The following is a 13780-nucleotide window of genomic DNA, read 5'->3' as shown; positions in this document are numbered from 1 at the left end:
TTTTATGTAATCTTATATTTAAAAGGAAAGTTAAATGAAATTATCATATCATCTAGTTGGTCTCTTGGCTTTTGGTGTGGGTTTTAATTGTGTCGCTGCTGCGCATGAACTCCCATCAATGGGAGAGATTGGACAGTTTAATGTAGATGAAAGAATGCGAACTCTATTTACAAATCCATCAAACGTTAAGCCGCTTCAGAAAGTATCATTTGCGATTAAAGAGAGTGTGGCGCAAATAACACCAGCATGTCCAACATTACATACTGGAAACCTATATACGTTAACAAATTCTCAGGCTGGGAATATAAATTGCTACCATTTTGAAATTACGGAACGAAGTAAGACCACTGCTATTTTAGTGGATCAAGTTGGTGCTACTAATGTAGATCTTTCTATTCTACGCCATAACAATGACGATACATATACGTTACTGGGTTCTTCGAAAAATCCCGGAAATCAGGATGAATCAGTTGTTATATTGACGGAACCTGGGCATTATTACTGGTATATCGAAGTTGTGGAATCAGATGGTACACCATTTAACTTCGGTGCTGCAGTTGCGACTGAGCTTGATGCAAATGAATTCAATGATACAGTCGCTTCATCAACGATTTTACCTGATAGACAAAATAATATTGTCGGGAACATGGATAGTATTACGGACATAGATTATTTTCAGTTTACAGCTGTTCGAGGACAAGATCTTTCTTTGAAGCTTGAAAGTACAAACATTAATGAATATATTTTCGAGATTTACAATAATGGGTGGATGCCAATAGATAAAGGTAAATATATCCCAGTTACAGGTCTGCAGGAAAATCAACCAATCAACATCAGGGTTAGGGCTAACACAGCTATTTCGGCTAACCCGAGTAACACCTACAGTTTGCAAGTTGCTTCTATCATCACCTCATTTAGCAATCACGTTGTTTCTGGGGAAAATGGTGTAATTCGCATCCCTTATTCCGCATTTAGTAACCCATACCTCACAACTCAAGCTTATCACAAACTGAATTGGTCATTAGTGCTACAAGATTCTACAGGAGCACCGGTTCAGGGAGCTACGGCTACATTGAAGTTTGTAAAGGATTGGTACAACCCAGTTGACAGTATGGTAGGTTATCAGCAAACCTCTAATTCGGATGGTATAATTTCCGGGCTAGTTGATCTGAATCTCTGCGATGAAAACGAAGCGCGAGTTAGGCATGTCGACTATAGTATGGGCTATAAAAATACTTGGGAGTCGCAATTTGAACGAGGTGCATGGCGAATCGAGATACCTACCAATGTTGACTTAAATGATGATGAAGAAGTGGATTTGATAGGTGTTGGCGGTGATAACTTTCCATGGGTACATTTCGCACATATATGTTACCAAAGGTTAGTTTCCAGTACGCCTTCATAGACCAAAGGTATATTAGAGGCTTTAACGGATATTAGAGCCTCTTGATTAAAGATTAAGAATACCTAACCGTTGCATTTTGTCCCAGCTGCTCAGCAATATTTTGAATAAACCCATGCCCAGTCAATTGTCTTCCTAGTGCTAGAGTCGTTTGTTGTGTTTCTCTAGGACCATCCATCAGTGCTTTGAAGTCGATTATATCTGCGAAATTTTCGCTAGTAACATCATACTTTCCCCAGAGTTTACTGGTGCCGCCATTATCGTCTCGTTCCATCTGCGTATATTGTAAGAAGTTGGCTTTTACTTCATTTGCAAGGTTGACTAGTGCCTTATTGCTATTGAGCTTTCCTTCTAAATAAGTAATATCTTCAGCCGAGATATTACCTGTCACCTTCAATTCGCCCTGTTCGTTGACTGAAAACCCCCACTCATTTTCAGTCAGTTCAGGTCGTTCAGTGGCAATATCCGAGAGTGTTTTGTCATATTCTTTAGACATGCTGTCCGCCGATTTAAACATGCTGCCACCCAGATAAAGCTCGGCGATTGCTTCACCAGTCATAACGCTTGCACTTTTTATCGTTTGCTCGACCTCTTTTGATACACCTATCGTTATTGGTCGCTCATAAACTGGTGGGGTCACATGCTTAGCTGTTTGAGAAAATGTATCATTTTTCAGTGCGTCTCCGGATCTCTCGACTTTAGTCTGAGCAACTGTATCTGAGCTTACAGTTGATAGACTGTTTACCAACGTTTCTCTTGGTTGATTTATAATCTTCATATATTTCCTTATCTACGTATAGGTAACGATCTTTTATCGACAACTTAGAATTATAGTTTAATGTTATTTTTATGTAATCTGACTATGGTGCCTTTTTGGATTAGAGATGGATTTTTTCGCCTTCATTTAAAATGTACAGTGGCGTTTTGGCTTTTAGCACTTGTTGCATATGCAGTAAGCGGAAAAGCGCTGAATGTGAGGTTTTATCTCCCATTTTCCAACTAGCATTGCCATAGCCCCAAGGCATCATAACCTTGCAGCCCAGATCTTTTGCGGCAGTCAGTGCATCTTCTGGTGTGGTGTGTACTTTACGATACCAATCAGGATGTTCTTCGCTGTAGTATGAAGCAATTGGAAGTAGGCACACATCAATATCACCGTATTTTTCTTGAATGTCTTTAAAGTGCGGTGAATATCCAGTATCTCCAGCAAAAAATAGAGTCTTGCCTTGGTGTTCTAATATCCAGCCTCCCCATAGTGCAGCGCCATGATCTTCGTATAAAAACGGCACCCAAATACGGCTGCTAAAGTGATTTGCAGGCACAAAGTGTGCGGTTACTTCACCAAGTTGTTTGCTTGAATACCACTCCATTTCAGAAACCTTGTATCCATCTTCAGGAAAGTGCTCAGCAAATCCTAGTGGAGTAAGATAATTAGGCCCAGTACCAATCGCTTCGATATCGTTCTTGTTAAAATGATCGTAATGAATATGGGAGTACATTACGGCATTGGTTTGTTGTAACTCTGTTTGACTGAGCTGTGCAGGTTGCTTGCGATTAAACCCTTCTGAGAGGCGAAATGCCCAGTTTACAGGCCAGTCAAATTGAGCCGTGACGGGGTCAAACAAAAACTGTTGCCCATCTTTGGTGTTGACTTTAAAACTCGCATGTCCGAGCCACTGGATAGCAAAGCCGGTATTGAGCGAGAGAGTGGGGTTGTTGCCAACGTACGTGCAATCTTGCATTTCGGACTGACATTGAATTTGTTGGGTGACTGGATAGCAGTTTTCTTCGCAGGTCACGGGATAATCTTTAAACTTATTGTAGATGTTGGAATATCTATCTTCATACCCTTCTACAGAGCTATGTTTTACCACGGAAGACTCAGATTTTATTCGCTCTACAACATTACTATTACTGCAGCCTGTTAATGTGATTATGACTGCCAAAGTAAGCCTTTTCATGCCCATTCCTTTTTATAATTATTAGTTATTTTTTGGAGTTTACCAATAAAAGGGAATGGGGTGTAGCGGTGAATTAAGCCTTAGGTGAGAGTTGGATTAGTGTGTAACCCAACTCTCATTGTAGGTTAGAGACTAGGAATTACGTTCCTGCGCCTCAAACTTATATCCCGCTCCGTAAATAGAGTGGATAAAGTCGTATTTAGGCGCGATGCTTTGCAGCTTTTTACGAATATTTTTAATATGGCTATCTATGGTTCTGTCGCTAACAATGTGGCTGTCATCGTAGATGTGATCCATCAATAAGTCGCGGCTATAAATTCGGCACGGGTGTCCGTACATTGCCTTTAAGAGCATAAACTCGACATAAGTGAACGTCGCTCTCGCGTCGAGGAAGGAGACAAACAAGCTCTCTTCGTCTAGTTTAAGTTTGCTCTCTGTTTCTGACACTGTGCCGCGCTCGTTTAGCGTCACGCGTCTTAAAATCGCCTTCACTCTTGCGACGACTTCTTTTGGACTATAGGGTTTGCACACGTAATCATCAGCACCCACTTCAAGACCAAGAAGACGATCGATTTCTTCTACTTTGGCAGTGATCATGACAATTGGCACGTTTGAATAAGCTCTGATCCGCTTGCAAATTTCGATACCGTCAAGATTAGGCAGCATGAGGTCGAGTAAGATAAGGGCAGGTTGCTGTTGTTTAAAAGCCTCTTCAGCCAAAGCGCCATCGTGAACACAATGGCTGGTATACTCGGCTTGAGCCAAATACTTACTTAAAATATCGGCAAGTTTTGGTTCATCTTCGACGATTAAAATATGTTTGTTTGGCACGGGGGAAACTCATTATCTTTTCAGTTCAATAATAATAGCGAGACCACCCAGTTCGCTCAAGTCCGCAGTGATTTTTCCGTTGTGGGCAGCAACAATACTTTGGCAAATGGCTAAACCAAGGCCAGAGCCACCCGTTTTTCTACTCCGCGCTTCCTCTACTCGATAGAGTCTATCAAATAGTTTGTTTAGCTGTTCTTGTGGCACAGAAGGTGCGCTGTCCTGCCAGTAAATTATCGTTTTATCTTGTCGTTGTATGACTTTTACATCGAGATTTCCCGGTTGTTCAGCTGAGGAGTCTGTGTAACGCAAGGTGTTTTGCAACAAGTTATCGAATAGCTGCCCAAGGCGCTGCTCGTCACATTCTAAGGTAATATGCTCATCGCATTGCAAGGAATAAGCAAGATGGTGCTTTTCAATTTGGTGATTACTTTTCGCAAACGTGCGTGAGAGCAGGTCGTAAAGGTTTTCTTTATCCATGTTGTAAGTAAGTGCACCGCGGTCTGACAGCGATAGTTGATGTAAATCGTCCACCAGCCGAGTCAATCGTTGGATCTCTTCGTTAAGCGACATCAGTTGTTCAGGATCGCTTGCTATAATGCCATCAATCATTCCCTCAAGTTCCGCGCGGATCACGGCAATCGGCGTGCGTAGTTCGTGCGAAATATCCGCTATCCATTGCTGCCTAGCTATTTGGTTTTGCGCTAATGTGTCTGCCAGACGGTTCATATCTCTGGCAAGCAAACCGAGTTCGTCTTTACTCGCGATATCGACGCGAGCATCGTAATTTCCTTGTGTCAGTGTTTTTGCATTGCGGCGCAACAAAACGATTGGGTTGACCATATATTTACTAAAAGGCACGGCAATCACTAAAGTAACCAACAGGGCGACAAGCGCAATGATCATGAACTGTTTACGTTGTTGCTCTGCAAACAATTGGTCGAAGTCATTGCGTATCAAGCCACTTTGCTCGACACCTAAGTAGGCGATAATTTGTTCGCGTTTAGGCTGCGCCAAATGGTCGCTTTGATAGACTGGGAACCACAGCGAAGTCTGCTTACTTTTCGGTGTGCCCATAATAATATTGCCTTGTGCGTCTTTGATCAGCAGGCGTTTTTTATTGTCAAAACGCGGTGGGGGGCCGTCACGTCTTCTTGGCCCTCCGTCGCCTCTTTCACGATGCCTTGGTGGTGGACGAGAATGTTGCCTGTCTCGTGGGCGCTCATCCTCAGAAAGACCATAGAAGCTACGTACTATGCTGTCCCAATCCTCTGAGCCTCGATACACCCAGTCCAAAGAACCATGGCGTGCGTAAGTTTCGGCAACTTGCGTTACCACATTTTTGAGTTGTGCCCGAGAGGTATTTTCAAGATAGGCAGTAAAGCTTTTTTCAAACGCTAATTTATTGGCGATATAGATAGCCAGCACCAATGTGGTGTTGGCTATCAAAATTATCAGCAATAGTTTGACGCGAATGGTCATTTTCATGGTTGTTGTTATTCCACCGGTTAACGTTGTGCATGCAAGCGTAAATTATCAGGGTCTGGTGTGCGACGGTTTGGCACCCATCTTCTTACGCACTGTTGGTCTTTTGCACACTTGTCTGTCAAGGCATGTAAAAACGCAACGAGATCCTGCTTTTGTTGTGGCGCTAAATTGGCGGCAACAAAGGGTGACTGGCGCAGTAATGCTAACGCCGCTTCACTATTTTCTCTCGCTTGTAGGTTTAGTGTGTCACACTGAGCGGTTAAGGAAAACTGCTTTAATCCACAAGCACCACCACGTTGAAAAAATTGCTCGACGGTTAGCTCAGGATTTGAGTAATGATTGACCACTTGTTCTAACGACTCGTAGGCTCCTGCGTGACCATATGGCGCAGTCAGGGCAACATTGATTAAGCTCGGGACTCTAAACGCAAATTGATTGCGAGGCGAGGGGTCAATTGCAGCGCGTCCGATATCGGCCTGATTATCTTGTGTGCCAATACCATACTGTGGAAAGGCGAGGTTAAAGAAACCATCGTTAGTGAAACGTTCACCACTGTGGCACCCAACACATCCTGCACCGCCTTCAGCTACTGGAGTAAAAAAGAGTTTAGCACCACGTTTTTGTTGAACACTAAGTGCGCCACGGTCACCACGGGCATAGCGATGCCAATCGGTATCCACCATCACAAATGACGCTTGATACTGGCCGAGCGCAAAGGCAATACTATCAAAGGTAATTAAGGTTTGCGCGTCAGCTTGCGAGTTGAATGCTTCTCTAAAGGCCTGAAGCCAATCATTGGTGGCCAAGCCTCCGGCTTCATCACCGTAATCGCCAATGCGCTGGGCTAAATGTGAGCGGACTTGTTCATTGGTTTCGGCACTTTCGAATGCCTCTCCACGCATTTCTTCACGAGAGGTGACAGGAAAGCGAGACAGGGTTGCAACTAGTGAATCTGCCGCGTTTACATCTGGTTGGTTAAAACCTGAATCAGGCGTACTGATAAAACTGCTTTCATTGCCTTGGTCGTCAGTGATCGTCACACGTTGAACACGGCCGTCCCAAAATAAAGCGTTGTTGGCAAATCCGGTATTAAAAATGGTGGGAGAGTTACGTGGAATATTGATGTCATCGTCGACTGCTTGGCGACCAGGGCCTATCACATCACTTTCTACTGCGTTTGTACCTATTGGCAACGAAAGGCCATCGGCACCACCGAGCCTTGGATCGTGACAGCTCGCACAGGCGACTGATTTTTCTCCCCCAAGGGCTTTGCTAAAAAATAACTGCATGCCGAGCTGAGCAATGGGATCTGAGATCCTCGGCAGTTGTTGCGCACCTGCAACTCTGCCAGTAATACCGCGAGCACGCATAATTTGTGAGAGTTCATCATCCAGCGCCGAGTTTGGTTGTGGCTGGCCTGGAGGCGGAGGTGGTAGAGGCTTATGTTGTGCTGCTATTGGTAAACTTGCCACCGCGGTAACAAGTGCCATTGCACGTAGAAAGTTCGCGTTGTTCATCGTTATTCCAAACCTTATTGTGATTCGAGTTTTAAAATTGGCAGGCAAAAGTGCAGAGAATGTGAAAATGGAAGTTTTTGTTTTGGATGAAGGGTTATCGAACGTAAAATATTTAGAATTGATGTGTATTTTAGTTGTTTTAATTTTAGTTCAAACATTGTGTTAGCATAAGCCACGAACGCTTTATGATGATTAATTTGCTCGTGGCGTAAAGATCTTATTCAATCAGAAAAGAATACACTTTATTATCTGTTTACATAGTTTCCGCGATATAGCCACATTGAATCCATGTTTTCATTGTGATTAACAAGACCAACACCTGTAACAACTGAACTATTATCTGATGCTGGTGGGAAATATGAAACTTCAATACCGCCACTTCCAGGGTCATAGCAAGTTTTTGATTGGTTCGTTGATTTAACTCCCGTACCGTAGAATATCTCAGAGCCTAGATTTCCTTGACTATCAAATTTTCGGTAACTCACCCGCAGCGCTGCAATATCATCTGAACCATTGATGCGCCACTCCATACCTGTAATTGCGATATTGTCGGATGTATTTACGTACTGACATTCAAGCTCGTGACTTGGTTTGCTGCCGTAGTTTTTGCTGTAAATCTGACTAAATTCACCATTGCCTAATATTTGACGATACCACAAGGTGACGGTAGTTACCGTTGTGTTTCCAGCTCGAGCACCAATACCAACTAAAACGTGATCAGGAATTAACATTGGGATTGGGTTTTGCTCAGGAACCATAGTTGCACGTTCACCATACTTATATACATCGACATCAGTAATATAGTAACCCGAGTTATTTGCTTGTACTAACGGTGAGAGTAATAAAGCCGCGACCGGCAAGATATGTTTATTTTTCATAGTATAAGTCCTTTAATTAAAATATGAACAAAGAAGTTTGGTATCATTTCACACTTGTTTACATATGTAAATGAAATGAATATAATTTGTTTATTTTGGGCTTGTTCATATTTCCTAATTAAAGCTAAAGAAGTCTCACCACGTATTTTATTGAGTCATTCACTTAATTGATATTTAGCTCGTGTAAGTGGGATTTGTATGCGACGTATTGAGCTTGGGAAGGCTGATAGAAACATAGGCTCAACAGCGCTAATATCAAATGCGTATGCTGGCGCATTGTCATATTCGCCGAATAAGGCGGTAACCTGAGAAAAAGACGTAGGTACAAGCTTGTATGGCGCTAGCGATTGCGGTATATCAAGTTGATATTGATATGCTTTCACCAGTTGTAATGCGTGATCAAAGTGGCAAATATTCCAGCTTTGATTTTCATTGTTTAGCTGCAAAGCCCACACCCCATTTTTATCGGTAGCGACAGAGTATGGGTTTTCACAAGGCGCAGGTAGTGACTGTGTGTTACTGCGCTGCCAAGCACCCTGGTGATTCAAACAGAGATTCTCTTTGCTATTAAGCGTCACGACTCGTGTGCTGAGTCTTGCTTTACAAGCATCTTCCACAGGTAACCAATAGGCGGGTTTGGTGGTGGAAAGTACCATAAATCCAGCAGGTCTTTCTGGGTCGTGCGAGGTCCATCCAATAAAATAGTGGTTGTCTACGCGCCACTGATCGTAGCTTAACCGACCTCGTTGGTATTTAGTAGCTAAAGGCAAAGCGCCTTGTCGGTCAGCAAACTGGCAATGGATGGTGTCACTCTTAAGTTTACAGGCTGACTGAACCCTATCGAAATTGAGAGGTATTGCAGCATCTGGATAGTTTGGTGGAATAAAGCGCGTGTGCGGCAACGATGTTGGTCTTAACTCATTATTGTCTGATTGTTCAAAGCGGCACTCTGGCCGCTCAGTAGAGGGTGCTAAGGCTACTTTATCGCTAGACATAGCGAGCTCGCAGCTTAATAAATCAAAGCTTGCCGAAATGCTAAAGATAGCGAGATAAATTAGCCAAGCGATATTCGTCATTATTTTCCTAATTCAAAATGAAAGTCGGTAACCTGTAACGATTTAACTTGAGGCACGAAATAGCTAGTATCGTAGATATTGCTGTAGTCATGCCAAGCTTCACCTTCGCTATCAAGCTCGTTATCATTAGGAGCAAGCCAAGGTTCTAAAGGTTCAGTTAAGAAGCTGACATGTAGGTGATTCCTATGATTTGATTTAACATCTGTAACGCCTTTCAAATTATCGGCAAAGATAATTTTAGTTGCGCCTAACTGTACCAAAGCGTCAACTATAGTCTGTGTGGCTTGGCGATGGTAGTGTGCGTCACCAACGCTAACCGGGCCTGATGATGTTCCTATCGGACGAATATCTACTGTACCACCAAACTTGTGCGTAAAGTGAGGAGGATTTATTCCACCCCAGCGCATGGTTGCTCCCGTTATTGTGAGATAATTTGGCATCCCGACAGGTTTGTTTTGTACGTTTTTCCAAGCTTGTCCTAAATTTTGTAACGCACTTAGCAAGTCTGGGTGTAAGTGGCGGCCAACTAGACCTGCTGTAGTAAGCCCCTCACTTGCGCGGTCTGGAATGTTGACTAAGCCTGTTACTGCGCATTTTACGATTAGCTGAGCCTGCAAGTTACCAGTTGAGGCTGTTAACTTATCAGAGCCTGGCTGTTGTTCATTACCGCAGCTATGGAAGTTATTTACGGTAACTTTCACTTGGCCATTAGCATCGGTCACTAGACTTGAAGCTTCGTAAGGAGCACGTAATCGGAACAGCCCTTGGTCTATTCTTTGAATTACCGTTGCTCTTGAACCACTCGGAAAACGATTTGCCATGGTATTTTTATCTCGCCAACTTGATGTGGTGAGCGTGTTATAAGTTGAATTTATAGTAATGGCTTTACCAACGGCCGGTCTGCCATCAGAATAGGTTAATGTTAATGTCCAAAGCGCGCTGTTGCCATTTTTTGGGTATAAAGTGACTTCACTGGCATTTTCAAGCCACTGCTGACCAAAATAAGCCTTTCCATTCGGTGTTGTAATGAGGCCGTCATAATCAAGGTTAGTGTTGATCGAAAGGGTTGGTTGAGGTGTCTTGGCGGATAAGTGGGCACAAAATCCCAAGGCAACACAGATTAGTGCATTTCTTCTGTTCATCGTTAATCTCCTTTTATTAATCGATATGAACGTGATTACTGCGTTAAATTTGCTTTGTTTTAAGAAAACACCCAGCGAGACAAAAGTAATGATAGTAAAGCTATCGCTTTTGATGAATAAACTAGCACTACACTCCTTGTGGTGAATCCAAGATAGACTAGTATAAATTTTGTTAAATACAAGTGAGCTTTTTGTGTTTTTGATTTGGGTGTACATCCAAGCTTATTGAAATAGTGATCGACTCAGCTATCTTTAATTGAGGTATGGAATTTAGGTTGTACTCCCATGTCCAAGAGTAGACGTCAATTTCTTGAAGCTTCACTAGCGGCATGTTTGAGTGCTTCATTTCCGGTTAGCCAAGTACTTGCACTAAATTTATTCTCAGAAGATGAACGAGAACAAGAAATGGCTAAGCGCAGTGCTGCCCTCCATATTTTAAGATTAGCTTCCCCTTACCCTGCGGATCAAAGTGACTTTATCCCGCACATGCATCAAGTGCTTAAGGAGAATATTGAGTCTATGACTCGCGGTAAAATCTATGTTGATGTTTACCATAGCGGCGCGCTTGGAAGTGGCCGCGAGTTAATGGCAGCAGTGACTCGTGGACATGTGGAGGCCGCACTTATCTCTGTGTCAAATCTGTCTCGGGCGTTACCTGTACTCGATATCCTTAATATCCCATTTTGGGCGAGCTCAAATCGCGCGTTTCTCAATCTAATTTGTTCGCCACAGTGGCAGTCACTTGTTATTAAGCCTATTAGTGAACAAGGAAAACTGAATATCTTAATGCATCATCTCGTTGGAGGTCGCACCCTAACAAGCACAAAACAGTTCAACCGCTTGATTAATTTGCCTGAAAAACTTAAAGGAGTGGTACTAAGAGTACCAGCTTCTAGGGTTTTGAGTCATTTTTACAGTATGACGTCGGCAAATGTTATTGATGTGCCTTGGGCACAAGTGGCCAAAATGGCAAGAACAAAACATATAGAGGTTATTGACCCTAGCGTTGTTGGCTTGTTTGCAGGTCCTGATCTGCTAAAAAACGAGGTAGGGCAGATAGCTTTACTCGAAAGTGTCCCGGATGCTTGGGTGACCGTCGCAAATCAGCATTGGTTAGATGGTTTGCCGCTGCGCTTAAAAGGGGAAATCGAGGACGCGGGTAAGCAAACATTTCATACTCATATTGCGCAGATAGAGCAACTGCAAGAGCACTGTGAGCGCGAGCTCATGGCCTTGGGCGCAAAGCTACATCCTTTAAGTGTGGATGAAAAGCGCGAATGGCAATTAAGGTTTGGTCATCACAATGCACAGTGGAATAAGGTAAAGCGAGAGCTCCTTGGCAGTACTCGCGCATTTCAACAGCTGGTAAATGCAACAGAAAAAGAGTTTACTCAATAACCCAGGTTGAAAGTAATAACTGGCCTTCTCGCTATTGTTATCGTGCGTTATGTTTGATTCTTCTTTTATACTTTTTCTTTATTATGAAATAGCAAAATACCATAGTTAGCAACAATTACCTTAGTTCAACGACATCAACCGGAGCGTAGCTGTGAAAATATCCGTAGTAGAAAATCCCGAGCAACAATTTGTCGATTTTTTAAGTAGTAAAATTAGCGAGTTTAACTGGGCGAACTGGGAGGTCACGGAGCGCCTACCATTGGCGGTTGAAGTAAAGGATGAGTCTGGAGAGGTTGTTGCTGGTGCAGCCGCGCGTACTTTTGGTAACTGGTTGTTGCTCGATACTTTGTGGGTTTCTGAGACACTTAGAGGTCAAAATATCGGCTCACAGATACTAAAAAGTCTTGAAGCGGCGGCCAAACAAAGAGGGTGCGTGAAATGCTTACTCGATACCTTAAATTTTCAGGCAATGCCGTTTTATGAAAAGTATGGCTACGAGACTCAATGGATCCAAGAGCATTACCCTAAAGATGGCTGTAAGTATTTTATGGTAAAGGTGTTATAACAAGTTTAGTGGGTAAGAGTACTTACCCACAATGGCGGATTAATACGGATTTGGACAGGTTCGAACCTGAAAGTGTGTAAACCAAGGACAGCCTTGATCGAACTTGCTTTCTGGGTATAAAGGTGGATTGCCAGCACCTGCAATATTTGGGGTTTGCGCCATTGGTAAGTCTTGTAAATCTTTTGAAAGGGACTTAATCGCCTTTTTGTTTAATTTAAGTTTCATACTTGTGTCCTTGTGTTAACTTCACTGTTTATCTTATCGAGAAAAGTGGAGAGTGCAAGGGGGATGGGTATTTTATTTATAGGAAGCATATATTGATGAAAAATGTAGAAAACACAGAGCAGTTGGCTGCGGTAAATCAAAAGGTAGTAAGAGAAGGTGAGTGCTTACCATCGGTACAATTAAAAGATGGTAGCAGAGTACAGACTGGTACAGTAGCAACCATGTTGCATAATATCGAGCTTTACAACGCCGGCGAGCGAGGACAGGTAGAGGATGAGCTCAAGCTTGCAATCCCAACACTGTGTAAAATTGGTCTATTTGAGCTTTTTTCTGTGGAAGAGTGGTTGAGTGGGGATAATCTTGGCCGCCGATACGTGGGTGAATGTGCCAAGGCATTTTTAAGTAATGATGTTAGCTAAACTTCAGAGACCTCATAGTGCTCTTAAATCGATACAGTTTTTAATTCAATTGCGATTATAAGACGCTCAGCTATTGAGCGCACGCGTGGGATTACCTACAATACAGCATGCTTAAATAATTGAAGAAAAACGATGACAGATTCAATCGAAAAACCAGCACTACCAGATAGGCTTTCTATCAACCCTCGCAGCCCACATTATGCTAAAGAAGTGCTAGAACATCATATTGGCATCCGTTTTAACGGAAAAGAGCGCACGGATGTTGAAGAGTACTGCATCAGCGAAGGCTGGATTAAGGTAGCATCACCAAAGGCATTAGACCGTCGTGGTCAGCCTTTGCTACTGAAGTCAAAAGGGACTGTTGAAGCTTACTACTGCTAAGCTTAACAAACAAAGATACAAAAATGCCGGACTTTATCCGGCATTTTTTTACATCAATTATATTACCACTCAATTAATGTGCTGAAGTTAACCAGCTCAGAAATTGACGTGCTTCGCCGCCATTGGCGAATTGTGTGATCTTACGGCCCGTGCCGTCAGCAAAGATCACTTTAGATTTGTTCACCGAAATTGAGCGAATTGGTTGCTCAACACGGATCTCTGTTCCGTTATATGTATATGACATAATAAAACTCACTTTTATAATGCACAGCAAATTAGCTGATGCTTTTGATAGTAGATGAGCTTCATTACAGTTTAGCGAACAGAAGACACTGTCCTCGCAACGACCCGATATGGGTATGACAGCTTATACCAATTTTCTTAATTGGCTTGATTTCGCCTGACTATATTAAGCTCTACTTGTATTTTTTATGCGGACTTACTGGATCAAGGCAAGGAGGCATTACTTGAGGTTTGCTTTATTTTGAGAGGAAGTTAAA

Annotated in this window: 15 protein-coding genes; 5 read left to right on the top strand and 10 right to left on the bottom strand. The window is 42.8% G+C overall.

Features of this window, described 5'->3' with window-relative positions; genetic code table 11:
* Positions 1-34: 34 nt before the first annotated feature.
* Positions 35-1405, top strand: a complete 1371-nt coding sequence (locus tag EXT47_RS12605) for a hypothetical protein (RefSeq protein WP_130126742.1) — start codon at positions 35-37, stop codon at positions 1403-1405.
* A 52-nt stretch (positions 1406-1457) separates the two neighbouring features.
* On the opposite strand, the gene EXT47_RS12600 is transcribed toward EXT47_RS12605, so the two are convergent.
* The 8 genes from EXT47_RS12600 to EXT47_RS12565 all read right to left on the bottom strand — a co-directional run bounded on the left by EXT47_RS12600 (position 1458) and on the right by EXT47_RS12565 (position 10292).
* The gene (locus tag EXT47_RS12600) at positions 1458-2180 is read right to left on the bottom strand and encodes a hypothetical protein (protein WP_102056310.1); all 723 of its coding nucleotides are present in this window, start codon (positions 2178-2180) and stop codon (positions 1458-1460) included.
* A gap of 100 nt (positions 2181-2280) precedes the next feature.
* Positions 2281-3363, bottom strand: a complete 1083-nt coding sequence (locus EXT47_RS12595; protein ID WP_130126741.1) for an MBL fold metallo-hydrolase — start codon at positions 3361-3363, stop codon at positions 2281-2283.
* Positions 3364-3495: 132 nt separating this feature from the next.
* Positions 3496-4194 carry a response regulator gene (locus EXT47_RS12590; RefSeq protein ID WP_010607267.1) on the bottom strand — a complete coding sequence of 233 codons (699 nt, stop codon included), beginning with the start codon at positions 4192-4194 and terminating at the stop codon, positions 3496-3498.
* Between the two features lie 12 nt (positions 4195-4206).
* Positions 4207-5679: an ATP-binding protein gene (locus EXT47_RS12585; protein ID WP_130126740.1), complete on the bottom strand. Its 1473-nt coding sequence runs from the start codon at positions 5677-5679 to the stop codon at positions 4207-4209.
* 20 nt (positions 5680-5699) lie between these two features.
* The gene (locus EXT47_RS12580) at positions 5700-7196 is read right to left on the bottom strand and encodes a cytochrome-c peroxidase (protein WP_130126739.1); all 1497 of its coding nucleotides are present in this window, start codon (positions 7194-7196) and stop codon (positions 5700-5702) included.
* Between the two features lie 245 nt (positions 7197-7441).
* A complete protein-coding gene (locus tag EXT47_RS12575) occupies positions 7442-8074 on the bottom strand; it encodes a hypothetical protein (protein ID WP_130126738.1) in 633 nt (210 codons plus the stop codon).
* A 155-nt stretch (positions 8075-8229) separates the two neighbouring features.
* The gene (locus EXT47_RS12570; RefSeq protein WP_130126737.1) at positions 8230-9150 is read right to left on the bottom strand and encodes a hypothetical protein; all 921 of its coding nucleotides are present in this window, start codon (positions 9148-9150) and stop codon (positions 8230-8232) included.
* Complete coding sequence (locus tag EXT47_RS12565; RefSeq protein WP_130126736.1) at positions 9150-10292, bottom strand: hypothetical protein; 1143 nt, start codon at positions 10290-10292, stop codon at positions 9150-9152. The genes EXT47_RS12570 and EXT47_RS12565 overlap by 1 nt, the downstream gene beginning before the upstream one ends.
* A gap of 285 nt (positions 10293-10577) precedes the next feature.
* Between EXT47_RS12565 and EXT47_RS12560 the strand changes: the two genes are divergently transcribed.
* Entirely contained in the window at positions 10578-11690 is a 1113-nt protein-coding gene (locus tag EXT47_RS12560) for a TRAP transporter substrate-binding protein (RefSeq protein WP_130126735.1), read from the top strand.
* 151 nt (positions 11691-11841) lie between these two features.
* Positions 11842-12255: a GNAT family N-acetyltransferase gene (locus EXT47_RS12555; RefSeq protein WP_130126734.1), complete on the top strand. Its 414-nt coding sequence runs from the start codon at positions 11842-11844 to the stop codon at positions 12253-12255.
* Between the two features lie 39 nt (positions 12256-12294).
* Here the strand turns inward: EXT47_RS12555 and EXT47_RS12550 are convergent, their stop codons facing one another.
* Positions 12295-12480 carry a hypothetical protein gene (locus tag EXT47_RS12550; protein WP_010607259.1) on the bottom strand — a complete coding sequence of 62 codons (186 nt, stop codon included), beginning with the start codon at positions 12478-12480 and terminating at the stop codon, positions 12295-12297.
* Positions 12481-12575: 95 nt separating this feature from the next.
* Between EXT47_RS12550 and EXT47_RS12545 the strand changes: the two genes are divergently transcribed.
* Positions 12576-12899 (top strand): hypothetical protein, encoded by a 324-nt coding sequence (locus EXT47_RS12545; RefSeq protein ID WP_130126733.1) that lies wholly within the window; start codon positions 12576-12578, stop codon positions 12897-12899.
* Positions 12900-13031: 132 nt separating this feature from the next.
* Entirely contained in the window at positions 13032-13280 is a 249-nt protein-coding gene (locus EXT47_RS12540; RefSeq protein WP_039492107.1) for a DUF3297 family protein, read from the top strand.
* A gap of 73 nt (positions 13281-13353) precedes the next feature.
* On the opposite strand, the gene EXT47_RS23845 is transcribed toward EXT47_RS12540, so the two are convergent.
* Positions 13354-13524 carry a hypothetical protein gene (locus EXT47_RS23845; protein ID WP_010370673.1) on the bottom strand — a complete coding sequence of 57 codons (171 nt, stop codon included), beginning with the start codon at positions 13522-13524 and terminating at the stop codon, positions 13354-13356.
* Positions 13525-13780: the final 256 nt, after the last annotated feature.

This window comes from Pseudoalteromonas sp. CO342X (assembly GCF_004208915.1).
Classification (GTDB): domain Bacteria; phylum Pseudomonadota; class Gammaproteobacteria; order Enterobacterales; family Alteromonadaceae; genus Pseudoalteromonas; species Pseudoalteromonas maricaloris.
The sequence above is the reverse complement of the archived record's forward strand: the minus strand, read 5'-3'. Positions and strand labels throughout refer to the sequence as shown.